The following is a 25,916-nucleotide window of genomic DNA, read 5'->3' as shown; positions in this document are numbered from 1 at the left end:
CGGTCTGACAATAACAGAGACCACCTTGTAAAAGGTGGTCTCTGTTTGATTAAAATTAGATTATCTTTATAAAAGACGGCTAGCCCTTTCTAATCTTAAACTGATCAATCATCTGTTTTAATAGAACCGACTGGCCAGAAAGCTCTTCACTGGCGGCGGCACTTTGTTCGGCAGTGGCCGAATTCTGCTGGACCACCTGGGCGACCTGTTCAACCCCCATATTGATCTGGGCGATGCCGGTGGCCTGTTCATTGGAAGCACCGGCAATATTGCCAATTAAACTGGTAACCTTGCCAATTCCCGAAACAATTTCATCAAGAGCGCCAGCAGTATCGTCAGCTATTTTTGTCCCTTCCTGAACAGTGTTGATCGAACCTTCAATCAAAATCGCGGTTTCTTTGGCAGCTTCGGCGCTTCTGGCCGCTAAGGTTCGAACTTCTTCGGCAACTACCGCAAAACCCTTGCCATGCTGTCCAGCCCGGGCAGCTTCGACCGCAGCATTGAGCGCCAGGATATTAGTCTGGAAAGCAATATCATCAATAACCTTGATAATTTTGGAAATGTCCTCGGATGATTTATTGATTTCCACCATCGATTGCTGCATTTCGGTCATCTGGCGATTCCCTTTTTCTGCATTGCCCATCACATCAGTAGCCAGTTCTCTGGCTTTGTTGGCATCAACAGCATTATTTTTGGTCTGATCAGCAATTTCAGTAATGGCAGCGGTCAGTTCCTGAATTGAGCTGGCCTGTTCGGTCGAACCCTGAGCCAATCCCTGGCTGCTGTCTGACACCTGATTGGCGCCAACATTCACCTGCTCAGCGGCGATATTGATATCACCCATAACTTCATTGAGCGAATGAATAATCACATTCAGGGCGTTGGAAATGGTCACAAAATCGCCACTGAAAGCTTGAGCATTTTCAATATCCAGATTCCCCTGGGATAATTGTTCGATTTTTTCAGTAATTTCCCCGACGACGCCATCCAACAGTGTGGCAGTGGAATTGACGCTCTGTTTGAGTAAATCCACATCCCCCCGATACTCACCATTAATCCGTACCTGAAGATTACCATTAGAGATGGCGGCCATGACTTCCATCACTTCGCCCAGTGGTTTGTTCAGTTCTTCCAGAATGGCATTCATGCCGCCGACCACTTGCCGCCATGCTCCCTGGAAGTTACTGGCATCGGCTCTGATTTGGAGATTTCCATCTATGACGGCATTGGTAATCATGGTGGCATCATCAATCAAGGTGCCAATTGATTCTTTGACCAGCATCAGGCTGTTATTGATTTCATTAAACTGAGCGCTGACTTCTGAGGTATAGGCATCCGCGGCATTGCAATTTAAGTCAAAGTCCAGATTTCCTTCTGCCAGGCGCATCAGGTTTTCACCCAGACGAGCTACTTCTGCTTTGGTATAGTCACTGACCCGAATCATCGGTGTTAAATCGGTAACTACTTCAATGAATCCAACGTTTTCCCCATTTCTGTTTTTGAGGTAAGCGGTCGCCTGTTTGTTGCTGCGGCCAACCCAGTCAAAGTAGCTTTCCGACACGCCCTGATCCACTAGTTGCCTGATTCCACAGCTCTGTGTTTGACAAATGCTGGTTCTGGAATTATGGCAGTCCATTCCACAGGCAGAAACGCGATCCTTAATTACGCCGTTTTCAATCATCAGATCTTCAAACGCACGGTTCATAAAGGTCCATTTCATATCATTGTCGGTAACATGAACCGGAAATGGAATCCCGTCGATGATGGCTTCATACCAGAACATCTTGTCAACCACAGTATCGAGGGTTTGATTGACACCGGAAATAACTTGGGCATACTCACCAGAGTGTCTGTCCAATGCTGCTCGTCTGGTGAAATCGCCACGAATGGCAGCGTCCGAAAGCATAATGGTGTCTGAGACAAGGTTACCAATTGACTCTTTAATTAAAACCATACTGTTGCCCAAAACATCCTCTGACGATTTAGGCTGAATGTCGATGGACAAATCACCTTTGGCAAAAGATTGAGCGGCTTCAGCCTGTTCCCTGATGTTTTCGGCCATATTCACAAAGGATCGTGTCAGATCACCAATTTCATCTTCTCTAACATCCTGCGCCATCGACTGATCGATGTCCACATCTCCCAATGCCAGACGATCAGCCGCTTTGGCCAGTCGGGTTATGGGTCGGACGAAGTTACCGGTGGAAATTACAAGAATTCCCACAATGATAATGAGTCCCAGTCCAAAAATAAGTAACATCATGGTGAGAATTCCGGCAAAGGTACTGTTGAATTCGGTTGTTGGCAATCCTGTGGCCAGTACCCACCCGGTATCGCCAATTTCAGCAACATACCCCCTGCTTTCGGTACCTCCAGTTGAATAGGTGATTGGTCCAGCAACTTTGTCCATCAGTGCGGTAATAATATTCTCTGACATATCCGTATCGCTGAGTAGACCGTTATTATAATCTGGATTAGGATGATCAAAAACCATGCCACTATCGGTAGAAACCACAAAAAACCCGGAGTCGCCAATTTTATTCTCAGCAACAATCTCCTTAATCCGATCGATAGAGACATCCACACAGGTGGCCCCCACCAACTCTTGGGTTCCCGGTTTAAACACCGGAGCAACGACGCTGACGATAATTTTCTGGGTAGTAATATCCACATAAGGCTCCGAAATAAAAGCCTTCTTTTTTGCTACCAGTTCCATAAACCAGGGCCGGACATTAATGTCATAGGATGGGTCCGAAACCACTCCATCTGATTGGGTAAACTGACTGGAGTCCACATCAGCAATCCAGGTTACCTGAATGTTCTCCGGGTCGGTCGCAGCCACATTATCTAAATGTTGCTTGATCTCCGGAAAGTTAGCTGTCGACGTAATGCCGACCCCTGGTGTCACCTGATTAAACAGACTCTGAATTTCCGGGTTTGTCGCCAATTGACTGGCATCCTCCAGATATTTTGTAAAGTATGTCTCAATTTGATTTGAAACCGATTCAGACTGGGCTGATAATTCGTTGACTTTAATGTCTGCAATGGCCTGATCCACAACATACAGCACAATTCCGGCGACAATTGCAAAAATAATCGCCACCGATAGCCCGATGCTTAACAACATTCGGACAAGTAAACCTCTCTTATTATTCATTCTCATTCACTTATGATATCCCTCGATATCATTTATACCTTTCTTTAAGATGTGTTTTTTATCTACTTAAAACTATTGTAGGTATCCTAGCATAAATTGATCGATTCGTTTTCATTGTGAGACAATTTTTTACTTTTATTTAACAATTATGCTATTTACTTATTTCTTAGAAAGCAGGACAAAAAAAAGAGCGCAAAAAAACCATCACTCGCGGCTTCTTTGCACTCATCTCATGTCTTGAATTGATATTTATTTATATCTTATAACAGATCAAATAAAAAGGCAACTGACTTTTATCAGACCTGTTCATGAAAGCGATTTCTATTTATTTTAGTCATGATTAATTTTTATAACTCTGTTTATTAAATGTGATCATTCTTTTTCAAGACCATCACCTTACTGTAATCACAATGAATTGTTTGAGTTATTTCAAAACCAAACCGGAAAAAATACTGATGCATTTCACACTTTAGAAAACCCTCAAAGCCGATCGGTTCCGTTTTTTTTATGAGATAAAACGGGATTTTTTTTAGCAAACTGGCAGGTTCTTCCCACTCCACAACAATCACTTTCCCGGCTGTTTTTAACACTCTTCGAGCTTCCAAAAGCAGTTGCTCTGCCAGATCAGGACTTGACTCATGCAAAACCAGAGAGATCAGTACCACATCAAATTTCTCGCCTGGAAACTGCATCTTTGTCGCATCCATATGAATCAGCTTGACATTGGGTATCGCCTCTTTCTCCACTTTAGCTGCTGCTTTTTGTAACATTGCATCCGAAATATCAATCCCGATCACTTTGGCATTGCTTCTTGTCCCGGCAATGGCAATCTCATTGGTCCCTGTTCCGGTACACATATCCAAAACCGTTAATGGTTCATCCCCCAATAACGAAATAACGGCATTCCGAGGGCTTGAGACGGCCTTTCTAAAGTAGGTTCGGTCCAATACATCATAAATCTTTGCACTATTTTGATAGCTTTCATCCGTTCCCATTTTTTCTCACTTTCACTCATAAATCAATATTCTTATGATAGGATTTCCCGGAATCCAATTTTTCCGATTTTTCTTTACCTAAATTCTTCTCTGGTAATGGAATAAGCCTTAACATCGCGGATTTCACCCGTGTATATCTTTTCTGCCTGGCGGATTGTTCCTTCATAAAGAAAACCGCATTTCTCAATAACACGCTGGGATCCCAGGTTAAACGGGTAGTGTACTGCCGAGATCAGATCAAGACCCAGAGTGTCAAAACCGTATGTCAGCACCGCTTTAGCCGCTTCTGTCATAATGCCTTGCCCCCAATAATCTTCGCTCAGTGCATAGCCAAGCATCCGTGCCTGATCGTTTTGGCGATGGGGATCTTCAATCAACCCGATTGAACCGATAATCCTTTTATTATATTCAATCCCCCAGATATTTTCCTGACCAACAAAGATTGTCTCCATGATCACTTCTGTTTCTTCAATGGTTTCGTGGGGTTTCCAGCCGGCCCGCGGACCGACATTTTTATTTTTGGAATAATCAAAAACGTCATTGGTGTCATCCAGGGTCAGGGGTCTTAACACCAGGTTTTTCGTAATAATGTTCTTCATTTTTTTCCTCTCTTTTTAAAAATTGATCTGCTTTTCGAAAAGTGTGTGATCCGCAGAAATTCCATGTCCATTTCGCTGCCTTTCTTATTCTATCTTAAGAACACTCGGCCCGCAATTATAATCGTTAAAAAAGCTAACATCCGAGGTGTATTTCTCGGATGTCAGCTTTTTAGATTATAACCTTAGCGATCAAACTGCTATCGTTTTATAAAATGATTGTACTAAACCCGCAAGGTTTTTAATGCACCACTCCAGGTAATCACCTGATCAAAGACATCATTAAGCGATTCCTCATGACGTGGGTCAGGGGTGAAAACGCTCATGTTTTCAAAATCGGTAAACAGGTTTAGCATCACCTGAGCCCGGACATCGGCCATATGGAGTTCCCCGGCAACAAGGCGGAGCGCTTCAACGGCTCTCGTCCCACCGGCGCTGCCATATGCTACAAATCCAACGGCTTTATTTTTCCATTCCACATTCAAATAGTCAATCGCATTTTTTAATGCGCCGGGGATGCTGTGATTATATTCTGCAGATACAAAGATAAAACCATCAAATTCACTGATTTTTTTTGACCACGCTTTGGTATGTTCTTTTGTGTATTGTTGCATCATGGCCGGATATGGCTCATCCAAAAGCGGTAGATTATAGTCTGCAATATCCACCAACTCAAATGTGGCGTCTGATCGCTTCTGTGCCAGTTTTTCAACCCACTTAGCAACCGCTTCCCCATTTCGTCCTGGTCGGGTGCTACCTAAAATAATTCCAATTTTTGCCATCATAAACCTCCTGGTATTCTATATCGTTTAACCAATATTAAATTGATTTAATATAATTGTACCCGTTTAAAGATGAACTAAACAGCTTCTTTATTATTTTAATTCTTAAACAACGCTTCTTTTAATCTGCCACTGTTGCTTTTTATTGAGCGTTTTTACATAGCCGGCATAAATCCCGTTGCCCTGTAACAATTGCTGATGGTTTCCCCTTTCAACAATCCGCCCGTCAGCAATTAAAAGAATCTGATCGGCATTCTTAATGGTATGAATGCGGTGAGCAATGACCAGCAGGGTTTTTCCCTTGACCAGTTCACTGATGGCTTCTTGAATATAGCGTTCATTGTCCCGGTCAACACTGGCAGTTGCTTCATCCAGAATAACTATCGGAGCATCTTTGAGAATACACCGGGCAATCGAAACACGTTGTTTTTCACCACCGGACAAACTGGCTCCACCTTCGCCCACCAGGGTATCAAAGCCATCGGGCAGCGCCATGATAAAATCATAACAGCGGGCTTTTCTGGCGGCTTCTGTCACCTCTTCCCGGGTTGCGTCCTGGCGACCCATGGCAATATTGTTGTAGATGGTATCCTTGAATAAATAAACGCGCTGAAAAACCATGCTGATTTGTTCCATTAATTGCGCGAGGGGAACCGTTTTTAGATCCACGCCCCGGATCATAATTTCGCCCTGTCTGACATCCCAAAACCGTGCCAGCAGATTGGCCACGGTTGTTTTTCCACCGCCTGACGGGCCAACCAGTGCAGTCATGGTCTGGCTTTTTAACTCACAGGAAATGTCGTCCAATACCAGCTCCTCACCATAGCCAAAGCGGACGTTCTTAAATGCGACTTCAATGCCATCGGCGGCCTGCTGCGGGAGGGTTTGCTGGCCGCCGTCATCCAGTTCCGGTTCATCGAGTACCGCTTCAATGCGATCAAGACAGCAATTCATAATATTCAGTACCGGAGCTTCCAGGTACAACGCCTTCAGGGGCCCAAACATCTCAAAGACAAAAAGTAGTACTCCCAACAGATAAGGCAAACCGAGCTCACCATTGACGGTGAGGATAATTGACATCCCGAATACCCCGGTTATGCCAATGGCAAGGACAACAAACAAACCAACAATCCAGGGGGACATGGCACTTTCAAAGTCAATGTTTTTATCCATGGAGCGCTTGAAATTCTGACGAAGCTCCCCGGATTTTTCACCCAGAAGATTATAGCTTTTAATCACGGCAATCCCCTCAACAAAGGCTAGCACCGCATCAGTAAGTAATTCACTTTGTTGCTGACGCAAAACTGACTCCTGGGCCGATACTTTTTTTTTGCATCTGCTCTCCCACTACCACCGCAACACCGGTGGTGACCAGAGCGATAACACCCAGGCGCCAGTCAAGCAGACACATAAAGAGCAGCATTACTGCGGCTGAAAAAATAAAGCTCATGATATTTCCCAGCTTATGCATAATATTTTCTTCAATAAACGCCATATCAGTACTTAAAACCGAGCTGATTTTACCAATATTCCCCTCGGTAAAATATCCCATCGGCATTTTACGAAGATGATTCCCCAATTCAATCCGTTTATCCGCAAACAGCAGATAGCCGGCGCCACTTTGCAATTCGTCGGTTACCCGATGAACAATCATCTGAATCAGCAGTGTCACCACTAGTGCAATCCCCACATAAAGACAATCGGTAGCAGTGATGCTGTTATCATAGAATCGGGATAACAACATAAAACCGTAGTAGATGGGCATTTTTGAAAGAATGGCCTCAATCACGGCGAAAACAAAAGCGCCTTTGATGCGCCAGCTGTATTTTCCGGACAGCTTGATAATCCGCTTGATCATTTTTCTAATCATTATCTTTTACCTCTTTCATCTGCCAGTCCGCACTTTTCTGATTATGCATCCATAATTTTTGATACAAAGAAGAAGTTTCAAGTAATTCCTGATGGGTGCCATGGGCTGAAATGGAACCACTTTCAAGCACATAGATCTGATCGGCACCCATTACAGAAGTCAGTCGGTGGGCAATAACAAAGGTTGTTTTATCGTGCACCAGCGCTGACAAGGCAGCTTCCATTTTTTCCTCGTTTTCCGGGTCGGCAAAAGCGGTTGCTTCATCCAGCACCAGAATCGGCGCATTTTTAAGAATCGCCCGGGCCAGGGTGATCCGCTGTTTCTGCCCGCCGGATAGCTGATTACCGCAATCCCCGGCGAAGGTATCGATGCCGTTTGGCAACTGCCGGATAAATTCCAGGCACTGGGCTTTTTCAGCGGCCAGTAGAATCGCTTCATCCCCAGCCTCCGGTTTGCCCAGACGGATGTTTTCCCGGATACTGGTATTAAATAAAAACTGATCCTGGGCTACGTATGAAATGCAATCATTCAAAGCTTCCAGACTCATGGTACAGATATTTTGTCCGCCAATGCTAATTTCACCATCATTGACATCGTAATAATGGACCAGTAATTTGGCCAGAGTGCTTTTCCCTGAACCGGATTCGCCCACCAACGCAATGGTTTCACCTGGTTTGGCCGCTAAGTTGATGTGATGAATCACCGTAGCATCCTGATAACCAAAGCTTACATCGGTAAATAAAACGGAATGATCGGTTCCTAAAAAAGACGCCGTCCCGGCCTTTAGCGGCGTTGCATCGATAACACTTTCAACTTCAGCAAGTTTATAATTGAGCTGTGGTAATGCCGACATAAACGACAGCGCCCGTAAAAGCGGGATCCCCAGAGCCATCGACATACACATCGTAAGGATCAGATCCGGCAGGGTGGAATAGCCCTGAAGGACAAAATAAGATCCCAGCGGCAGGGTCAGAATCAGGGTATAGGGCAACAGACAGCCATAGACGGCCATCCATGGCCAGCAGGCTTTAAACCACTTTAAGGTAAAATCCCGGTAATTTTTTACATCGGTTTTAAAGTGTCGATAGGATTCGCCTTCCCGGTTAAACACTTTGACTACTTCCATACCATTGATATATTCAATGATGGTGTTATTCATCGTTTGACCAGCGGTAAAATATTCCCCCATTCGATTCATACCAATGCTGTACATGGCCATCATCGCCAATAAGCTTAGTGGTACCGAGGCCATCGCCATGAGTGCCAATTTCCAGTCTACGATAATCAGAGCGCCGTAGATGACCACCGGAACCATCACGTTGGCAAATCCCTCAGGGATGGCATGAGCCAACAGTGTTTCGAGACTGTCAACATCGTCCACAAAGAGTTTTTTCAGTCGGCCGGTGCCTTTTTGTTCAATCACGCCAAGGGGCAAGTTTTCCATTTTTTCCTGAAGAGAGATCCGGATGTTTTTTAAGGTGCCATAAGCGGCTTTATGGGAAAGATCCAATCCAACCCCCATAAATACGGCCTGGAAAACAAGAAAAAACAATACCATGCCGACCCGAATCAGGATGACGCTGGTTGCCAGGGTATCGCCATTAATTAACGGAGTAATGATTTGATAGACCATTAAAAATGGAAACACGCCAGCCAGAACACTTAGGATTAGAAGAATAGTGGCAAACAGCATTTTCGTTTTCTGGTCTTCGGCATAAATGATGATTCTTTTAAACATATAAACCTTCTTTCTGCAATTGTTTCTCATAGAGATTAATAAATAGGGTTCTGGTTTTTTTTATGCCAGCTTCATCTAGCGGGTAAAGATCCATGCTTAAATCCCGATTAAGCAGCAGCACCTCATCGGCACAACCTAGAATCAGCTCCAGATCATGGGTAATAATCACCGTGACATCGACCACCTCCCGATTTTCTAGAATCAGTTGACAAAATGCTTCCATTGATTGGCGATCCAAACCGCTTGTGGGTTCATCAAAAAAAAGGTATTTCTTTTGTCCGTAAATGGCGGAAGCAATCGCTAAGCGCTGTTTTTGCCCTCCGGAAAGAGAAGCCGGATGGCGTTGGGACAGGTCGCTCAGCCCCAATTGATCGAGGATGGCATGGGCTTTCTTTACATCCGGGGATTTAACCCCAAGCAGCACTTCATCAAGAACCGTTCGGGCAAAGAGCTGACTGTTTACATCCTGCATCACCAGGAAACTCTCAGCCTGTCTGGCCCGCTTATTTTTTTTAGATCCATTTAAAAGGATATCGCCCTGGTAATTTAAGAAGCCCATGACGCAGGCAATCAGACTCGACTTGCCGACGCCATTTTCGCCTACAATGGCCAGCACTGTATTTTTTCTGATTTGAAGATTCGCCATCTTCAAAATCGTCTGCTTGTTACGGCGCACCAAAAGCTGCTGAAAGCCCATGGCCACTTCCTTAAGCGGTTGCTTTGCGACTCTTTTTGAGTCAACCTGGTCGAAGTCCAGGGTTCTCAGGCCCATTTTCCGTTTATCGGCCTCTGAAACAGCTTCAAGCTCTGCGGGACGATATTCGTTTAGGATTTTTCCATCTTCAAGAAAGATATATCGGGTCGCCAGATTCTTTAAATAGTGAAGCCGATGTTCTGAAATAATAATGGTTTTACCCTGGGATTTCAACTGTTTTAAAATGTTGTGAAGCTGTCCGATCGACTGGAGATCCAGATTGGATGAGGGTTCATCCAATACGTAAATATCCGGGTTCATGGCGTAAATCGAACCACAGGCAATCCGCTGTTTTTCGCCTCCAGAGAGCCTGAAAATATCGCGGTTGATGAGCTTTTCCAAGCTGAAATCCTGGACGCTCTGCTTTAGACGATGGTGGATTGCATCCCGGCTTAAATCCTGATTCTCGCAGCCAAAGGCCAGTTCGCCGGTGGTATCGACGTTGAAAAATTGAGATTTGGGATTCTGAAAAACACTGCCCACAAATTGGGAGATCTCCCGAATGGTCATATCCAGAGTGTTTTTCCCCATTAGCATCACCTCGCCTTGTAGCCCGGCGGGATAAAACATCGGAATCAGGCCGTTGAGCAGCCGAGTAATTGTGGTTTTGCCACAGCCGCTTTTGCCACACAAAACAATACATTCGCCTTTTTCAATGGTGAGGGAAATATTGTCCAGAGCATTTTGATGACTGGGGTTGTCTTGTCCACCTTCATAAGCAACTGAGATATTATTTAGCCGAATCATCCTAGCCATCCTTTCTTCATTAAAATAAAAATGATAATGACACCTGCCATCAGGGTGTAGTCCGGTAACCTTAATTTAACATCCGCCAGATTGGACCGGACTGAATCCCGGTCCAGGCCCCGGGTCATAGCTGCTGCGGCCAACTCGTCCATCACGCCTGCCGATGAGATCAGCAAGGGCACCATCACATATTCCAGGGTCATAAACGGTTTAAACAACACTGCTTGTATCCCCATGGGGATGCCCCGATAAGACATGGCTTGAACGATGGCCTGGTACTCTTCTTTTACGGTTGGCACAAAGCGTACCATCACCGCAAAGGGAATGATAAAGCCCATCGGTAGATGCGCTTTTTGAAAAGCTGCAATAAATTCACTTACCGTGGTGTTTTTCATCAGCACGGTAAAGCACATCACCATTGGTAAAAAAAGGCGAATCATCCGACTGGCGATGATCAAACCCTGGCCAATCGGAGTGGACACCTGTAGTCCATAGCCGCTGTCAATGGCTAGTAGCAGAAAGAAGAGACCCCCATAAAGCAGGGTCTCTTTAATCAACCTTCCATTAAGTAGAAGCAAGCAGGAAATTCCGGCCAGCAGCACTTCAACCATTATCGGTTTTCTCCCCATCATCATGATATTGATCAGGACAAATAGAACCAGTTTGGTTCGGGGATCAATTTTCACCACTGAATTTGACTGCAGTGTAATGGCAGGCATTAGACAATTCCTGCTCATTTAAAGTGATGCTTCAGGGCTTTGTTTCCGAGTACCCCACCGATTATGCCGCCGATAAATCCGGAGAGAATTAATCCCAGGATGATCCCCTCGGGAGCAAGGCTGGCAAAATTTGCAACATAGGCTTCGCCGTAATATTGGGTCATGGACTTAAAGAACGCTTCTTTTGCAAAAATGATCGACAAAAATGGCCCTACAAACATTGACGAAAAAAAGCCGTATCCCAGTACATTGTGCTTTGGCGATTCGAAATTCCCCAGACCCGATGTCACCTCCGCCGCTAATCCGCAGAGTAGCGAAAAAAGCAGGGGATAAAACGAGGTACTCGACATCACCAGACCGCACAATGCCGCAAGAATCAAAATGGCGCCTCTTTTGGGGACCTTGTTGATATAGAGCATATAAATTGGGCCCAGCACAATGCCCGTTAAAAATGCCACCATTAAAAAGGTAATCGGCGTAAACCCGGTAATCACCGCCATCGCGATTAACCCCATAACAAAAATAGCCGCGAAAGCACCTGCCAGAATCAACTCTTTTGTTGATAATTTCTTTTTCATACTAACCTCCAAATAAAATGCGTATGTTAGATAATTCTAACATACGCATTTTATCATTGACACTATTTCACTTCTACTCTTTCAGACTCCGAATAGTCATGCTGGACATTTTTCTTGCTGATGATTTTTCTTTCTGAAATCTTTCGGTAGCAGCCCATAATTTTTTTTAAAAGCTCGAGTAAAATTGCTGGCGTTCTCATATCCAAGCATCAGGCCGATTTCCAGTATGGATAAGTCCGTATTGATGAGATTGTGAGCAGCCTGATTCATGCGCATCTTTCGCAAATACTCATACGGCGTAAATTGAAACATTTCTTTAAAACACTCTTTGAAGATCGTTGTTGAGACACCATGGCTTAAGCAGAGCTCTGAAATCGGGTGATGCACCGACAGATCTGTTTCAATCATCTTTTTAATGGCCTTTGTTTTGTCAATTTGTTCTTTTGAAAAACAGCGTCGCTGACTAAAAACCCTAAAATCTTCATGAATAATCATCATAAAAAACTCTGTTAGTTTTAGCTTTATAAAACCCAATCCCAGGGTTTCCATTCCTTCATTAATCATCTTGCAAGTGCTGAATAGATACTCTCCGTAGGAAAAAATCTGGACGCTATTTATTTTTTCGATTTGATCAAATAAAAGCTGCAAATCCAGGTTGTATTCTTTTTGCCATAAATCCATTAACTTTGGCGACAGCGAATCTGGATAAATTAAAATGTTAAACCCCCGCATGCTGTCTTCAATCATTTTTGAAGACAGGCTGGAGCGACAATTGTTAAAAATTCCGATATTCCCCGGTGACACATAGGTAAAAACATTCTTTTTTAATTCCATTTGATAAATGCCTTGATCGCAAAATGAAATCTGATAGAATCTGGGCATATTCGCAACTTCACCGGACCAGCTATAGGCTTCTTTAAAGTCCATAAACTGTATCTCAATGCCTTCATATAGGGAATACGCTGTGATCCGACTTCTGGAATGCTGCTGGTCCAGGGCATACACAGTTTCGGGGCCATCCTCTTTTAAGATTTGGAGTCCCCATTCTTTTCTGCTCAGTCTCATTATCTGTCTCCTTTGCTTTCATTTGAATTCTGGTCTTGCTATTTTCGACACTAGTTAGTTTATTCTAACTATATTCTAAAGGATTGCCCGAGAAAGATCAATCAAAACCTGTCATCATGAACGCTAGTTTCTCAACTTATAAACGGATTATGATACGCCTCTACACAATTTTATTCAAACGTTTATGCTTTATCAATTTACTTTCTTCTTCGCCGTGATATAAAATGGCGAAATCGGTTCTCGTTCTTTTTTGAGTTTGAAAGATAAAATTGCTATTTTTAGCGATTGCCCAATCAGATTGACTCCGAATTTCAGCCAGACTTTACAATTCTTCCATTGACGAACCCTTTTTTTATCGGTAAACTTTAAAAAAAGACCCGTTTCACTGGAACGGTAAAATCTACGAAAGAAGGTCGTTACTGTGCTGGAAAAAACAATCACCTCACCCCGGGGCACTGTTCATTATTGGATCGCCCGACACCGCGATCCCCAGGCAATATGTCTGGTGTTCACCCACGGGCTTACTGCCAATCATCTGATGTTTGAACATCAGGTTGCTTATTTTAAAAAGCACTACACCGTCATCACCTGGGACCTGCCACTCCATGGGGCTTCCCGCCCCTATATGGATTTTTCGTTTCATCACACCGCTACCGATCTGGACGCTATCCTGGCCCAGGAAAACATCTCAGCGGCAGTGCTGATTGGCCAGTCGCTGGGGGGCTATGCCAGCCAGCAGTATGCCCTGGATTTCCCGGAAAAGGTGTTGGCCTTTATCGGGGTGGACACCTCGCCCTTTGGTCTTACCTACTATTCCCAATCTGACCGCTTCTGGTTGCGGCAGGTAGAGTGGATGTCCCGTTGCTATCCTCATGACCAACTGCTGTCAGCCATTGCTAAAGGGGCCACCCATACTAAGCGAGGTTATGATAACATGATGGCGATGCTAAAACCTTATGGCAAAACGGAACTCTGCCGCATCATGGGGATCGCCTATGCCAGCTTTCTCCGTGAAAACCAGGATGCGGCTTTTAAGTTTCCAGTCCTACTAACGTTGGGCGAATATGACAAAACCGGCAAGGTCCCCCAATACAACTGGGCCTGGGCCGCCAAAACCAGATACCCCCTGAAAATCATCCCCTCCGCCGGTCATAATGCAAATGTTGATAATCCCGTTGTTTTTAATGCGGTAGTTGATGATTTTTTGGATCAATTACCATGAAGCATTATTGTCCCAATAATCTGACACCATTTTAACATGATTAAAGATTATCATAATGGGCATACAATGATTGGAGGTGGTCATCATAGCTAAACCTAAAAAATTCAACCTGCGTCTAATGGTGCAGATCTTTTTCTTTACCCTTATCGCCCTGATTTCGGTTAATAAAACCCTGGCCGCTACAGGAATGGGGATTCCCTTCCTGTCTACGGCTTCTCTTCATGCTCTTTGCCCCTTCGGCGGGGTGGAGACCTTTTTTTCCTTGGTCACAACGGGATTGTTTATTCCAAAAACTCAGATCTCTGCGGTGATTCTGATGGGTCTGGTGTTTCTGCTGGCGCTGCTCTTTGGTCCGGTTTTCTGTGGCTGGGTCTGTCCCTTAGGGGCTTTTCAGGAATGGATCGGAAAAATCGGAAAAAAGCTTTTTAAGAAACGCTATAACCATTTTGTCCCCACAAAGGTGGATAAGGTGTTGCGCTATTTGCGCTATGGAGTGCTGGTCTGGGTACTGACAGTAACGGCAGTCTCTGGCACGCTACTGTTTGCCAATCTCGATCCCTACCACGCATTATTTAAATTCTGGACCGGAACGGTGGCGCTACCAGCCCTTATTCTGCTGGTGTTTATCACCATCGGTTCGTTGTTTGTGGAGCGGCCCTGGTGTAAATATACCTGTCCCTACGGTGCCCTGCTGAGTCTTTTTAACAAGATCCGCATCTTTAAAATTCGCCGGAAAACAGAGACTTGTGTCAGCTGTCAGAAATGTAGCCGCAGCTGTCCGATGAATATTGATGTCTGCCGGAATGAAACAGTCTCCAGTCTCAGTTGTATCAGCTGTTATGAATGCACCTCAGACCGGAATTGTCCCAAAGCCGAAACCCTGCTGGTTCAGGCCACCCAAAAAAGCCCCCAGGTTTCCATTGCCGTAGTGGCGATTGTAATGCTGACTGTATTTATCGGTGGAATTGTCGGATCGATGGCTCTGGGCATCTGGAGTTCAAAAACCAACGATCAGGGATCGGGAGGCAAGAACAACGGTAATGGACAGAAAAATAAAGTTGAAATGCAAGAAGAAGTTACCGACTAAGACTGGGGTAGCAGTGAAATTCCACTGCTACCCCGTCCATCCAATCCAGATGCCTTTCTCTTCAGCATCATAAATGCTTTTTGATGTCGCAATTTATCGGCATACAATTGTTCATCAGAACGATCCACCAAATCAGAATTAGGATAATCCCTGTTAGCGAAATATTGTTCATAAGCGTATACGAATTTTATACAAACGTTTACATTTTGTCTATTTACTTTTCTTTGTACTGTGATATAATAGGTTCATATCAAAAATCAACTCAATCATTTTCAGTAATGTGTGATATGAGTCAATGTATCAATCACTTAAAAGCAATTACGATACTGGCAATAAAATCAATGAACCGACCGGAGGTTGAAGGTGAAAATTTGACCCTGATGAAATAAGTTGATTAAGTAGCCGGGCAAGCGATCTGCATCAAGACAGATCTTCCAACTATTAAAAGAGCAATCTTTTTATAGACGGAACCCCTTCAAGTGAGTAATGTTTAAACTGAAAAGTGAAAAAGAAGGTTTTTGATAAAATCAAAAGAAGGAGTCCAAACGGATGACGACTGAGATTGTGAACTAGACCGGTTTCGCAGGTTAAATGGCGGAATCGGTTCTAGTTCTTTTTTGAGTTAGAAAGATAGAAATTGTTATTTTACAGCTGCCTAATTAGACTGACTCTTAATTTACTTTACAATTCTTTCATTGACGAACCCTTTTTTTATCGATAAACTTAAAAGAAGACCCATTCCACCGGGAATGGGAAAATCTGCGAAAGAAGGTCGTCGTCGTGCTGGACCCCATCTTAATCCAGCAAGACATCCCGGCGGCAGTACTGATCGGCCAATCGCTAGGGGCTATGTCTGTCAGCAGTATGGCCTGGATTTTCCAGAAAAGGTGTTGACCTTTGTCGGGGTTGATACCTCGCCTTTTGGTCTTTCCTACTATTCCCGGTCGGACCGCCTCTGGGTTCGGCAGGTGGAGTAGATGTCCCGCTGCTATCCCCACGACAAACTGGTGACGGCCATAATGCCAATGTGGATAATCACGTTGTATTTAATGCGGTGGTTGAGGATTTTCTGGATACCGATCATCTTATCTAATAAACACAAGGAGCAACGCCATGGAAAATGACTCTCAAAAACATATTGACGACATTGATCTCAATAACCAGAACAATACCTTTCAAACCGGGGAATTGTTCCATTACCTTGGTTTCACTCGGGATACATTAAGACATTACGAGACCATGGGGTTTATCAACCCCTGTCATGATCAGACCAACAATTATCGCCAGTATGGTTTTGATGAAATATATAAGCTGCTGGTTATCGAATTTTATAAAAAAAGAGGTTTCACCCTGGCTGAAATCAACCAGCTCCTTGACCAGGATCAGCTCACTCATTTAACGGATAACTTCAATCAAAAGCAGGCCGCCATTGAGCAGGAGATTCATAAGCAACAGCTGCTGCTGTTAAAATTAGCCGACACCCAAGCATTTTGCCAGTCACTGCCCCAACACCTTAATCAGTTTTCAATCATGGACTTTCCACTTTATGAGATTGTCAGCTCCTTTTCAGCGATCTCCACCTTTGATGAATATCAGGAAAAGGTTCTGGCTCATCTTAATCTCGCTGATGAAGATTTGCTCACCAATATGATCCGCTGTGTCACCTTTGATGCGTCCCAATATCACGATACTGAGATGCATCTTGTCGCCCTGGCTGCCGATCGGGAAACCGGCAAAAATTATCTCAACAACGGTCCCTGCCTTCATATTGTTGTTGAAAGCGGCCGATACAGTGATGCAACCAATCAGGTCATTGACAAAACACGGTTGGCGGCCTATCAATGGGCAAAGAAAAACCAGCTCCGGTTAACCGGAACCGTCTATCTGCATGTCCGTCTGATCCTCTTTCATGACAATATCGAACAGGCCTTTGTGGAAGCCTGGGCGCCCATTGATCAAAATAATTATTGACCTGGGGGCTACCCCCGGCTTTATACTCTAGACATATCATTAATAAGGAGTTGCAAATGAAAACAATGATTGTCAGAGAATTTCACGATTTTATGTTACCGGATTCATATTTACTGGATTTGAGCGATCAAAAGATAAAAGGGTGCACCGGCTGTTGGACATGCTGGTGGAAAACACCGGGGCGCTGCGTCCATCATGATCTGGATCTCTTTTATCATCACTATATTACCTCAGAAAAGGTCATCTTTTATCTCACCGTATCTCAGGGGTTTGTCAGTGGCAATCTTAAAACCTTGTTTGACCGGATGATCCCCTTGTTTCTGCCCTATACCAATTATACTTCAGGTGAGTCCATGCATGATAAGCGCTATGAGCACTATCCGGACATCGAAATTCATTATCAGGATACTTTTTTGGAGACGGCCGAAAAAAAGATCTTCGAAGACTATCTACAGCGAACATTTTACCAGTTTCACAGCAAAAATATCAACCTGACTGGGGAAACAGGAGGTGCACGACCATGAAAACACTAATTCTTAACGGCTCTCCCCGGGCTGATCACGGGAATACCCAGTTATTTATTGACCATTTTCAATCCGGGCTGACCCAACCGCTGCTGATTCGCTATGTTTTGCGAGAGAACCCAACAACACTAGCTCTGGAGATGAATGATTATGACACCATTCTACTGGTGATGCCCCTGTACATCCATGCCATGCCCGGAATTGTGATGAAACTTTTTGAGGCGATGAACCCTCACCCCACCAATCATAAGAAATTCGGCTTCATTGTCCAGGCTGGTTTCATTGAAAGTTCAACTGCCCGCTATCTGGAAAACTATCTTTCATCTTTGGCCCGCCGTTTAAATTATACCTACCTCGGCACCGTTATTAAGGGTGATGCGGCTGCCTGTTCAATTCTGCCCCATTTTTTCTTTGGCAAACTGTTTAAACAGCTTAAAGCCTTGGGTTCTGAATTTGAAAAAAACGGATCATTCGATCCGGTCATAGTCAAAAATCTGGGTAATCCTGTTCATTTATCAAAATTTCAGGTATGGCTGTTGGAATCCCGTTTTATTAAACAACTCAATCAGATTGGTTGGAACTGGATTCTCAAAAGAAACGGCTGCTTTGAAAATCGTTTTGACCGACCCTATCTTTGATCAGTTGCCGATTATTACGCGTAACAATTAAAGAGATCGGGAGGCAAAAACAACGCGGCGGACAGAAAAATCAAGTTAAAGTGCAAGGCGAGATTGCGGATTTATCAAAAGAAGGAGTCCAAACGGATGACGACTGAGATTGTGAACTAGACCGGTTTCGCAGGTTAAATGGCGGAATCGGTTCTAGTTCTTTTTTGGTAAAAATAGATTCTTGCAACATTTCGGCTATTGCTTTTGAACGCTTATCGATCCGTTGGACGGATTTTAAAGACGCTCTGCTGCTGTTTAAAATACCAAAAAGTCAGACCCAGAGTCAAAGCCTCGGCAACAGGCAGCGCCATCCAGATCCCTTGAATGCCTAAAAATTGGGGTAATACCAGAATCATAATCACTTGTAAGAACAGGGTGCGGATAAAGGAAATCATCGCCGAAGCTCGACCATTGCCCAAGGCTGTAAAATAGGCTGAGGCGAAAATGTTGATCCCACAAAATAAGAATGATATTGCAAAAATTCGGAAACCTTGCACCGTCAACTCGATCAGTGTCGGATTATTGACTATGAAAATGGACACCAGCACAGAAGCCGCCAGTTCAGATAAAATGAACATCACGATTGACACCATCCCCACAATTTTCAAACAACTCTGGTGGAGTTTTTTTAGCTCATCGCCATTTCGGGCCCCAAAATGATAACCAATCACCGGTGCCGCGCCAATTGAAAAACCAATCAATACGGCTGTGAAAATAAATTCGATATATAACATCACCGAAATAGCTGCCACTCCGTCTTCTCCAAGCAGTTGCATCAGCCGAACATTAAAAAGCACAGTAATTAATGATCGGGAAATGTTCGTGACCATCTCTGAGGCACCGTTGCTCATACTGCGTAACAGCATTGACACATCCTTCACAGGTGTTGCAAATTGAAGTCGACTGGTGTTTTTATAAAAAAATAAAAAATAGGTATTAACCCACTAATCATAAATCCGCAAACCGTAGCAATGGCCGCACCGGGTAAGCCTATCCCCCAAACCCCAACCAGTAGCCAGTCGAGAAAAATATTAATGACACCGCTAAGAATACTGAGATAAAAGCCCATTTTGGGCCGCTCTGCCGTTACAAAAAAGGACTGGAAAAAACCCTGCAGCATAAAAAAAACAGTACCCAGGGTACAGATCCGTCCATAGGTCACACTGTCGCCAATAATGCGTTCACTCGCACCCATAAGGTAGCAGAGAGGCTCCATGAAAATGAAGGCGAGCAGAGATAAAAACACTCCGATAAGAACTGTGACCAGAGTTAAAAATGAAAAATACTGATTAGCCGCTTGATCACGTTTTTCCCCCATGGCTCGGGCTACCTCTGCTGTGCCCCCGGTGCCTAACATAAAGCCGAAGGAGCCAATGGTCATGATTAACGGAAACACAATGTTTACTGCCGCCAGGCCATTGCTGCCGACGTAACGTCCCACAAACAAACCATCCACAACACTGTAGATAGAAATGAATACCATCATCAGTATCGATGACATAGTAAAACGCAGGAGTTTTCTGGTTGTAAATTTTTCTGACAATTGAATATGCATAATGACCTCTTACCTTTTATTAAATACTTCTAACTTCCGTTGTTATGATTCGATCCTAACGGATCTTCCGATTCGATTAAATCCCTTGTTTCCTGTTCGAGAAATTTAAGATAGAGCCGGGACCCTTCAATTAATTGCCGACGCCCCGCCTCGCCCATTCTCAAAAACACCTGATTTTCGGCCTTAAGTACCGGTGCGATTCTTTCATTGGCAAAAGCATGGCCCTTTTCAGTCAACATCATCTGCTTACTTCGTTTGTCATTAACATCGGTTCGCCGCCTAAGATAACCCTTTGACTCAAGATGCTTCTGGGCAGTGTTGACCGTCTGTTTACTCATGCAATACTGATCACAGATATCTTTTTGGGTACACTGACCTTTTGAAGCGAAGAGATAATAAAGTACCCAATATTCGCTGGTTGGCAAACTGCTAAGCCTGGCCAGTTCATTGTATACGGCCCCAGTTTCTTTAAAAATATGATTATAGTCGGCCAATTCTTCTTCGATTAGCATTTTTTCTTCCACAGTTCCTCCATTTAGTCCGCATTCGGACTTTTTTAGTCTATCCGAAGGTTCTTCTTTTGTCAAGATAATTTCAAATTTAACCCAACCTAATCGATTAATAAATCACTTATCTACCTGTTCTAGCCGTTTATATTTTTGATCGTAATCGTTTTTGTATTGAAATCGATCATTTGGTCCTGCCGCATTTTATTGAGCTCCCTGCTCAAGGATGAACGCTGAATACCAAAACGCTGGGCTAACTCTTTTTTTGATGACGGGAGTTGAATCACCTGACTTTTTTGAATTTGAGACTCATACCGTAAAAAATCAATGATACACTGTCGGATGCTTTTCATCGAGATGGCACTAATCTTGTCAGTTAGAATTAAAGTCTTATCAGAGATAGCTTTCATCAAACCGATCATAAAAGTACGATTCATCTGGCACAGCTCCAGAATCAATTCCTTATGAAGATGGAGGATCACCACCTGAGACTGGGCCAATACCGTCATAGGATAATTATTTCGGCTGGAAAAAATCAGATTGGCACCGAGCACATCCCCGTCTTGAAAAATATTGATGGTCATTACATTCCCCTCGCAATCCAGATTTTGCACGGCCACCCGACCGCTGAGAATCAGATCCATCGTTCGACAACATTCGTTCTGAAAATGGATCACCTGATCCTTTTCATACTCTCGTTTCTCATAGTAATGTGCCCTAAAAACCTGATTCAGCTCTTCTTTTGAAAAATCCAAGAAAAGTCCATGACACGATAAAACAGCGATTAAATCCTGGTGATTCATATAAATCTCCTATATGTTACCATGGTAACTTTATATTTTACTGATCTACAGTATACTATAGAAAATTCGAATTTTGAAGCTGGATTCGCATTATCACTTTGGAGGTTAAAGTATGGATATTTTTACACTAATTTTCTGGGTAATTACCTTGGTATGGCTGGGGTTTTCACTAAAAAAAGACAAGGACAAAACCCTGAAGGCTATTAAGATGTCCGGGGGAATGATGAAAGGGATCGCCGGGGACATCCTTGGTATCTTGCTGTTAATTGGTTTGATTCTTACTTTTGTGCCGCCGGAAGCCATCAAAGGCACTATCGGCCAAGCTAACGAAGTTGTTTCTACAGTACTTTTTGCGTTTCTCGGAAGCATTACCCTGATCCCCGCCTTTGTCGCCTTTCCGCTAGTGGCCTCACTGGTGGATGCCGGTGCCAGTATCGTTCCGATTGTCGCATTTCTGACCACTCTGACAATGGTGGGAGTGGTGACCTTTCCGCTTGAAAAAAGAGAGTTCGGTCTGAAATTCACGCTGGTCCGCAACTCTCTTAGTTTTGCTTTTGCCTTGGCAATTGCTCTTGCTATGGGGGTGATTCTATGACATTTTTAAAAAGCCAACTCAAAAACAATCGTTTTTTAATAATTGTGATCCTGGCTTATGTGGCAGTTGGCCTATTCGCCCCTAGCAAATTTCTGCCATCCCTTGACAACACCTGGTATTATGTCAAGGAAATGCTAATGATTATGCCGGTGATCCTGTTGTTAACTTCGCTGATTTCGGCCTGGGTACCAAAAGAAACAATCGAAAATGCCTTTGGCAAAAACTCAGGGATAAAAGGTTCACTGTTTGCTTTTTTATTGGGTAGTTTTTCTGCCGGTCCCATTTACGCCGCCTTTCCAGTCTGTAAAATGCTGCTTAGCAAAGGAGCCAGCATTGCCAACATTGTCATAATTCTGTCCACCTGGGCAGTGATCAAAATTCCCATGCTGATTACTGAAAGCAAATTTCTCGGCCCAGAATTTATGATCGTCCGCTGGATTCTGACCACCTTGGCCATTTTTCTGATGGGCTATATCACCTCCCGGTTTGTTAAGCCCGAGGATCTTCCTGTTGACAATGAAACAGCAAGTTCTGTTGATGGCCTCGTTTTGCTGAATCCGGACTATTGTGTGGGTTGTGGCCTTTGTACCAAAATCGCACCCCGCCATTTTACAATGGTCGACAAAAAAGCGGCGATTATCAGTCAAACCCTGTCTCCCGGCGATGGCCAGGCCATCAAAGATGCTGTGGCAAAATGTCCCTCTCATATTATCCGGTTTCATCCCTGAAAAAATCCCCCTGAAGCCACTATCGGCGTCAGGGGGATTTTAATGTCTGCTGTCAATCAATACTAAAAGTTTTTAACCTGATTTTGTAATAATAAAGCTTCCGCGTTACATCCTTTTTAGGGTTTGACATCAACCTACGCTGTTTTAAGCAGTCCCTTTTCATCGCACAGCCTGGACAGCTCTTCCCCGACGATCCGGGTCATCTGATTGAGGTCGATATTTTCACCATTGAGGGCGTTATACCAGCCTCCGGTTACCGCATCGCCGACGGTTTCTTTAAGAATGCCGCCAACGCCATTATCAGCAAGTCTAGGGCCGGATATAACAGCTCCGGTTCTTGCCTGTTCTTTTTGCTTCGTAAAGTCCTTGATCCGCCCGTTTAATCGCATCCTTTTCATCGACATCACCGGGGATACAGTAGGAAACACCCATGGATATAGTAATCTTTCCGGACTGGCCACAACAATCATAATCAACCGATGCAGCGGTATCGAGTAGTTTTCTGGTAAAGTCATCAATATTGTCCTCTTTAAGCCCTTGACAGACCAATAGAAATTCTTCACCACCCCAGCGAAAAAGTTTGTCATTGTTACGGATACGCTGGTTAATAACTGCTGCCAACTTAATTAAAACCGCATCGCCCACATCGTGACCACACTCATCATTAACCTTTTTAAAATCATCAATATCGATCATAATAAAGGCAGGGCTTTCCCCAGATATTTTATAGGCTCTGAATGTTTTTTCCAGGCACTCGTTTCCTGCCCGCCGGTTATAGGTGTGAGTTAGGGGATCCCGATAAACTGCGGCCTTTAGTTCCTGCTCAGAATTCTGGTAATACCAGCTTTCGATCCGGTTCATGACAATCGTTAAAATTCCGATCAGGACAAAAATAAACCCGGCGAGGGCCAGCAACATCCACATAATATTTTTGTTACTTTCTTCAGTGGAGGCCGTAACATAGGTGCTGATATCATCCAGGTGCACACCCATGGCCACAATCCAATTGTAGTTTGGATACAGCCGGGCATAAGTCAGTTTCTCTGAAACCACATCCGAATTCATTTTTTTGAAAAAATAGGTATAAAAAATCTCGCCTGATGCTTTAACCCCCTCCAGCTCCTCCAGATAGGGGTAATTTCCCTTAATATCAGTCATATTGGTAGATAGCAACTGTCCTTCAGTGTCTTTTAAATTGGGATGAATAAGACGGATGGCGTAGTTATCTCCACCTTCATTATTGACTACCTCATTTACCCAAAAATAAGCGTCGTTGGAATACCGGGAAGCATGAATCAAGTCCCGGATATTCTCTTCGACAATATCTTCAACCCGACTTTCACGCACCCCAAAAAATACCTGGTACTCGCCATAATCCTTTTTTACTGATGATGTCATCAGCGGTATCAATCGTTTTGTTTGTTCTGAAAAAGACAGACTTTGATCCAGATCCGAAATATTTTCAGAATAAAGGATTCTTTCAGTGGCCGAATCGGTAATCAGCACCGTTAAATAAGTCTGGCGAATAGGGTCCTCAAAATAAAGGATGGCTTGCTCCAGAAAAGCCTCAGGATTATAGCTATTGTAACCATCCAGCGCGATTTCGGCCAGTTGATTGAGTCTGACAAATAAGGTTTTCTGCGTCTGGTGTTCCTGCTCAATATTTAAAATCAAATTGTCCACATTGTCTTTTAAAAAAGTCTTTTTCACCTCGATAATACTACGTTCAATATTTCTTTCATAGATACTCTCCATTTGAAAGGACAGCAGCAGAAAAGCTAGGCTACTCAGTGCCCCAAGGATTAAAATGATAACCATTAGTATCAATCGGTATTTTTTTCGCAATGGTTCCATTGGCCATCTCCCTGTTACTCGATTATGCGTCTTAACCGAAGCAGTCGATTTTTAATTCATCTTTGGTTATGTACAAAAGGCGTTTTTTTTATCTCGCATTACTAAATTTTATGTCATAATTATACCATCATCTTTACGAATTGGTAAGCAAATATTAGAAACCTTAATGTATCGTTTTAAGCGAACCCCGCTCTCAAAACGCTGTCGGTCGACCTTCTCGCTTGACGCCATCAAATTGTTTCGATATAATCGAAACATCCTAATATCACACTGATGGTTGCCTAAGTATCGCCGCGTCATCACTATTTCTTATGAAAGGGGGAAAAGCCATGGCCTTGTTTTTCATTCTGCTACTTTGTTTAATCAGTATTGTCACCACCTTGCTGATGGTCTTCTTTTCTGGCAAAATGATTCCCTATACTGACGCCAACGGGCAGGTGCAGCCAGACAGCCTATCAGAAAAATTCTGGATACCTATCAACGGGGTGGAAATGGGCATGATCATTAAAACCCGGGACCAAACCCGTCCGGTGCTGCTCTTTATCCATGGGGGTCCGGGGATGCCGGAATATTGGCTTAACGAAAGCCATCCGTCCCACCTTGAAGAACTGTTTACCGTGGTCTGGTGGGATCAACGGGGCGCCGGTCTGTCTTATAGTGCTGCGATCCCTCCGGAGACCATGACCACTGAGCAGATGGTGGCCGATACTATTTCAGTCACCAAGTATCTGTGCCAGCGGTTTCAAAAGGAAAAGATCTATCTGATGGCTCATTCCTTTGGCACCTATATCGGTATTCAGGCAGCTGCCCGGGCACCAGAGCTCTATCGTGCCTATATTGGGGTGGCACAGTCGGTCAACCTGGCGTTATCGGAAGAGTTGGCATATGAATTTATGTTGAACTTCTATGCAAATGATAAAAAAAACCGGGAGCAACTAAAAAAATCCCCCTACGGTACCGCTGCCTACGAACGAATCCGGGATCGAGTCATGCACGAGGCCGGGATCGGTACCACCCACACGATGTACTCAGTGGTTACCGGAATTTTTCTGGCTGTGATGAAAAATCGGGAATATATGCTAAAGGAAAAGTTTCAGATCTGGCAGGGCAAAGCATTTTCTAAACGCTCGATGCTTAACGAAGAATTCCGTCAAGCCAATCTCAGTGATCTTGTTACCCGGCTGGAGATACCTGTTATCTTTTTCTCCGGGGTCTATGATTACACCGTTAACTATCACCTGTCGGAAATTTATCTGGAAGAAATCAAGGCCCCGAAAAAACATTTCTATCTTTTTGAAGACTCTGCCCACAGCCCTATTTTTGAGGAACCGGAGGCGGTTCTGGCAATTTTGAAAGATTTAATTCACTGATAAAAAACAACCTGGACGTATTAAGCGCCCAA

General features: G+C 43.9%; 24 protein-coding genes and 1 pseudogene. 9 read left to right on the top strand and 16 right to left on the bottom strand.

The window, feature by feature from the left end:
* Positions 1-79: 79 nt before the first annotated feature.
* The 10 genes and pseudogenes from ACIZ62_RS07295 to ACIZ62_RS07250 all read right to left on the bottom strand — a co-directional run bounded on the left by ACIZ62_RS07295 (position 80) and on the right by ACIZ62_RS07250 (position 13,001).
* A complete protein-coding gene (locus ACIZ62_RS07295) occupies positions 80-3,157 on the bottom strand; it encodes a methyl-accepting chemotaxis protein (protein ID WP_414151607.1) in 3,078 nt (1,025 codons plus the stop codon).
* Between the two features lie 362 nt (positions 3,158-3,519).
* Positions 3,520-4,152, bottom strand: coding sequence for a class I SAM-dependent methyltransferase (locus ACIZ62_RS07290; RefSeq protein WP_414151606.1), 633 nt, complete (start codon positions 4,150-4,152; stop codon positions 3,520-3,522).
* 74 nt (positions 4,153-4,226) lie between these two features.
* Entirely contained in the window at positions 4,227-4,751 is a 525-nt protein-coding gene (locus ACIZ62_RS07285) for a GNAT family N-acetyltransferase (protein WP_111887331.1), read from the bottom strand.
* Between the two features lie 221 nt (positions 4,752-4,972).
* Complete coding sequence (locus ACIZ62_RS07280) at positions 4,973-5,530, bottom strand: NADPH-dependent FMN reductase (RefSeq protein WP_111887332.1); 558 nt, start codon at positions 5,528-5,530, stop codon at positions 4,973-4,975.
* 105 nt (positions 5,531-5,635) lie between these two features.
* A pseudogene (locus ACIZ62_RS07275) lies at positions 5,636-7,400 on the bottom strand (ABC transporter ATP-binding protein).
* A complete protein-coding gene (locus ACIZ62_RS07270; protein ID WP_111887334.1) occupies positions 7,393-9,138 on the bottom strand; it encodes an ABC transporter ATP-binding protein in 1,746 nt (581 codons plus the stop codon). The pseudogene ACIZ62_RS07275 and the gene ACIZ62_RS07270 overlap by 8 nt, the downstream one beginning before the upstream one ends.
* Positions 9,131-10,639 carry an ABC transporter ATP-binding protein gene (locus tag ACIZ62_RS07265; protein WP_162624432.1) on the bottom strand — a complete coding sequence of 503 codons (1,509 nt, stop codon included), beginning with the start codon at positions 10,637-10,639 and terminating at the stop codon, positions 9,131-9,133. The genes ACIZ62_RS07270 and ACIZ62_RS07265 overlap by 8 nt, the downstream gene beginning before the upstream one ends.
* Positions 10,636-11,358 carry an energy-coupling factor transporter transmembrane component T gene (locus tag ACIZ62_RS07260; RefSeq protein WP_111887336.1) on the bottom strand — a complete coding sequence of 241 codons (723 nt, stop codon included), beginning with the start codon at positions 11,356-11,358 and terminating at the stop codon, positions 10,636-10,638. The genes ACIZ62_RS07265 and ACIZ62_RS07260 overlap by 4 nt, the downstream gene beginning before the upstream one ends.
* A gap of 14 nt (positions 11,359-11,372) precedes the next feature.
* Positions 11,373-11,936 carry an MptD family putative ECF transporter S component gene (locus tag ACIZ62_RS07255; protein WP_414151605.1) on the bottom strand — a complete coding sequence of 188 codons (564 nt, stop codon included), beginning with the start codon at positions 11,934-11,936 and terminating at the stop codon, positions 11,373-11,375.
* 96 nt (positions 11,937-12,032) lie between these two features.
* Positions 12,033-13,001, bottom strand: coding sequence for a helix-turn-helix domain-containing protein (locus ACIZ62_RS07250; RefSeq protein ID WP_414151604.1), 969 nt, complete (start codon positions 12,999-13,001; stop codon positions 12,033-12,035).
* A gap of 421 nt (positions 13,002-13,422) precedes the next feature.
* Here ACIZ62_RS07250 and ACIZ62_RS07245 point away from each other — a divergent pair, with 421 nt between their 5' ends.
* The 6 genes from ACIZ62_RS07245 to ACIZ62_RS07220 all read left to right on the top strand — a co-directional run bounded on the left by ACIZ62_RS07245 (position 13,423) and on the right by ACIZ62_RS07220 (position 18,443).
* Entirely contained in the window at positions 13,423-14,223 is an 801-nt protein-coding gene (locus ACIZ62_RS07245; RefSeq protein WP_111887339.1) for an alpha/beta fold hydrolase, read from the top strand.
* A 76-nt stretch (positions 14,224-14,299) separates the two neighbouring features.
* The gene (locus tag ACIZ62_RS07240) at positions 14,300-15,310 is read left to right on the top strand and encodes a 4Fe-4S binding protein (protein ID WP_414151603.1); all 1,011 of its coding nucleotides are present in this window, start codon (positions 14,300-14,302) and stop codon (positions 15,308-15,310) included.
* Between the two features lie 749 nt (positions 15,311-16,059).
* Positions 16,060-16,287 carry a hypothetical protein gene (locus ACIZ62_RS07235; RefSeq protein WP_414151602.1) on the top strand — a complete coding sequence of 76 codons (228 nt, stop codon included), beginning with the start codon at positions 16,060-16,062 and terminating at the stop codon, positions 16,285-16,287.
* 136 nt (positions 16,288-16,423) lie between these two features.
* Positions 16,424-17,281 carry a MerR family transcriptional regulator gene (locus tag ACIZ62_RS07230; RefSeq protein ID WP_414151601.1) on the top strand — a complete coding sequence of 286 codons (858 nt, stop codon included), beginning with the start codon at positions 16,424-16,426 and terminating at the stop codon, positions 17,279-17,281.
* A gap of 56 nt (positions 17,282-17,337) precedes the next feature.
* Positions 17,338-17,805 (top strand): flavodoxin family protein, encoded by a 468-nt coding sequence (locus tag ACIZ62_RS07225; RefSeq protein WP_414151600.1) that lies wholly within the window; start codon positions 17,338-17,340, stop codon positions 17,803-17,805.
* On the top strand, positions 17,802-18,443 hold the full coding sequence (locus ACIZ62_RS07220; RefSeq protein ID WP_414151599.1) for an NAD(P)H dehydrogenase: 642 nt from the start codon (positions 17,802-17,804) through the stop codon (positions 18,441-18,443). The genes ACIZ62_RS07225 and ACIZ62_RS07220 overlap by 4 nt, the downstream gene beginning before the upstream one ends.
* Positions 18,444-18,685: 242 nt before the next feature.
* On the opposite strand, the gene ACIZ62_RS07215 is transcribed toward ACIZ62_RS07220, so the two are convergent.
* The 4 genes from ACIZ62_RS07215 to ACIZ62_RS07200 form a co-directional block, all read right to left on the bottom strand.
* Positions 18,686-19,339 carry an MATE family efflux transporter gene (locus ACIZ62_RS07215; RefSeq protein ID WP_414151598.1) on the bottom strand — a complete coding sequence of 218 codons (654 nt, stop codon included), beginning with the start codon at positions 19,337-19,339 and terminating at the stop codon, positions 18,686-18,688.
* An 11-nt stretch (positions 19,340-19,350) separates the two neighbouring features.
* A complete protein-coding gene (locus ACIZ62_RS07210) occupies positions 19,351-20,028 on the bottom strand; it encodes an MATE family efflux transporter (protein ID WP_414151597.1) in 678 nt (225 codons plus the stop codon).
* A gap of 29 nt (positions 20,029-20,057) precedes the next feature.
* The gene (locus ACIZ62_RS07205; protein WP_322518815.1) at positions 20,058-20,552 is read right to left on the bottom strand and encodes a MarR family winged helix-turn-helix transcriptional regulator; all 495 of its coding nucleotides are present in this window, start codon (positions 20,550-20,552) and stop codon (positions 20,058-20,060) included.
* A gap of 119 nt (positions 20,553-20,671) precedes the next feature.
* A complete protein-coding gene (locus ACIZ62_RS07200) occupies positions 20,672-21,337 on the bottom strand; it encodes a Crp/Fnr family transcriptional regulator (protein ID WP_322518816.1) in 666 nt (221 codons plus the stop codon).
* A 112-nt stretch (positions 21,338-21,449) separates the two neighbouring features.
* On the opposite strand from ACIZ62_RS07200, the gene ACIZ62_RS07195 reads away from it, so the two are divergent.
* Positions 21,450-21,932, top strand: coding sequence for a permease (locus ACIZ62_RS07195; protein WP_111887343.1), 483 nt, complete (start codon positions 21,450-21,452; stop codon positions 21,930-21,932).
* Positions 21,929-22,660 carry a permease gene (locus tag ACIZ62_RS07190; protein WP_111887344.1) on the top strand — a complete coding sequence of 244 codons (732 nt, stop codon included), beginning with the start codon at positions 21,929-21,931 and terminating at the stop codon, positions 22,658-22,660. The genes ACIZ62_RS07195 and ACIZ62_RS07190 overlap by 4 nt, the downstream gene beginning before the upstream one ends.
* A gap of 134 nt (positions 22,661-22,794) precedes the next feature.
* Here ACIZ62_RS07190 and ACIZ62_RS07185 read toward each other — a convergent pair whose 3' ends face one another.
* Positions 22,795-23,058, bottom strand: a complete 264-nt coding sequence (locus ACIZ62_RS07185) for a hypothetical protein (RefSeq protein WP_414151596.1) — start codon at positions 23,056-23,058, stop codon at positions 22,795-22,797.
* Positions 22,970-24,514 carry a sensor domain-containing diguanylate cyclase gene (locus ACIZ62_RS07180; RefSeq protein WP_111887345.1) on the bottom strand — a complete coding sequence of 515 codons (1,545 nt, stop codon included), beginning with the start codon at positions 24,512-24,514 and terminating at the stop codon, positions 22,970-22,972. Before ACIZ62_RS07180 ends, ACIZ62_RS07185 begins: the two co-directional genes overlap by 89 nt.
* Positions 24,515-24,843: 329 nt before the next feature.
* On the opposite strand from ACIZ62_RS07180, the gene ACIZ62_RS07175 reads away from it, so the two are divergent.
* Complete coding sequence (locus ACIZ62_RS07175; RefSeq protein WP_414151595.1) at positions 24,844-25,884, top strand: alpha/beta fold hydrolase; 1,041 nt, start codon at positions 24,844-24,846, stop codon at positions 25,882-25,884.
* The last annotated feature ends 32 nt before the right edge of the window (positions 25,885-25,916 follow it).

The sequence above is a fragment of the Acetobacterium carbinolicum genome (assembly GCF_047456275.1).
GTDB lineage: Bacteria > Bacillota > Clostridia > Eubacteriales > Eubacteriaceae > Acetobacterium > Acetobacterium carbinolicum.
Note: the sequence above shows the minus strand (reverse complement) of the source record. Positions and strands in the feature narration are given on the sequence as shown.

Excerpts from the sequence above, each read along its gene's own strand:
- ACIZ62_RS07295 (WP_414151607.1), bottom strand. The coding sequence starts at position 3,157 with ATGAATAATAAGAGAGGTTTACTTGTCCGAATGTTGTTAAGCATCGGG.
- ACIZ62_RS07290 (WP_414151606.1), bottom strand. The coding sequence starts at position 4,152 with ATGGGAACGGATGAAAGCTATCAAAATAGTGCAAAGATTTATGATGTA.
- ACIZ62_RS07285 (WP_111887331.1), bottom strand. The coding sequence starts at position 4,751 with ATGAAGAACATTATTACGAAAAACCTGGTGTTAAGACCCCTGACCCTG.
- ACIZ62_RS07280 (WP_111887332.1), bottom strand. The coding sequence starts at position 5,530 with ATGGCAAAAATTGGAATTATTTTAGGTAGCACCCGACCAGGACGAAAT.
- ACIZ62_RS07270 (WP_111887334.1), bottom strand. The coding sequence starts at position 9,138 with ATGTTTAAAAGAATCATCATTTATGCCGAAGACCAGAAAACGAAAATG.
- ACIZ62_RS07265 (WP_162624432.1), bottom strand. The coding sequence starts at position 10,639 with ATGATTCGGCTAAATAATATCTCAGTTGCTTATGAAGGTGGACAAGAC.
- ACIZ62_RS07260 (WP_111887336.1), bottom strand. The coding sequence starts at position 11,358 with ATGCCTGCCATTACACTGCAGTCAAATTCAGTGGTGAAAATTGATCCC.
- ACIZ62_RS07255 (WP_414151605.1), bottom strand. The coding sequence starts at position 11,936 with ATGAAAAAGAAATTATCAACAAAAGAGTTGATTCTGGCAGGTGCTTTC.
- ACIZ62_RS07250 (WP_414151604.1), bottom strand. The coding sequence starts at position 13,001 with ATGAGACTGAGCAGAAAAGAATGGGGACTCCAAATCTTAAAAGAGGAT.
- ACIZ62_RS07235 (WP_414151602.1), top strand. The coding sequence starts at position 16,060 with ATGGGAAAATCTGCGAAAGAAGGTCGTCGTCGTGCTGGACCCCATCTT.
- ACIZ62_RS07230 (WP_414151601.1), top strand. The coding sequence starts at position 16,424 with ATGGAAAATGACTCTCAAAAACATATTGACGACATTGATCTCAATAAC.
- ACIZ62_RS07225 (WP_414151600.1), top strand. The coding sequence starts at position 17,338 with ATGAAAACAATGATTGTCAGAGAATTTCACGATTTTATGTTACCGGAT.
- ACIZ62_RS07220 (WP_414151599.1), top strand. The coding sequence starts at position 17,802 with ATGAAAACACTAATTCTTAACGGCTCTCCCCGGGCTGATCACGGGAAT.
- ACIZ62_RS07215 (WP_414151598.1), bottom strand. The coding sequence starts at position 19,339 with ATGCTGTTACGCAGTATGAGCAACGGTGCCTCAGAGATGGTCACGAAC.
- ACIZ62_RS07210 (WP_414151597.1), bottom strand. The coding sequence starts at position 20,028 with ATGCATATTCAATTGTCAGAAAAATTTACAACCAGAAAACTCCTGCGT.
- ACIZ62_RS07200 (WP_322518816.1), bottom strand. The coding sequence starts at position 21,337 with ATGAATCACCAGGATTTAATCGCTGTTTTATCGTGTCATGGACTTTTC.
- ACIZ62_RS07195 (WP_111887343.1), top strand. The coding sequence starts at position 21,450 with ATGGATATTTTTACACTAATTTTCTGGGTAATTACCTTGGTATGGCTG.
- ACIZ62_RS07190 (WP_111887344.1), top strand. The coding sequence starts at position 21,929 with ATGACATTTTTAAAAAGCCAACTCAAAAACAATCGTTTTTTAATAATT.
- ACIZ62_RS07185 (WP_414151596.1), bottom strand. The coding sequence starts at position 23,058 with ATGAAAAGGATGCGATTAAACGGGCGGATCAAGGACTTTACGAAGCAA.
- ACIZ62_RS07180 (WP_111887345.1), bottom strand. The coding sequence starts at position 24,514 with ATGGAACCATTGCGAAAAAAATACCGATTGATACTAATGGTTATCATT.
- ACIZ62_RS07175 (WP_414151595.1), top strand. The coding sequence starts at position 24,844 with ATGGCCTTGTTTTTCATTCTGCTACTTTGTTTAATCAGTATTGTCACC.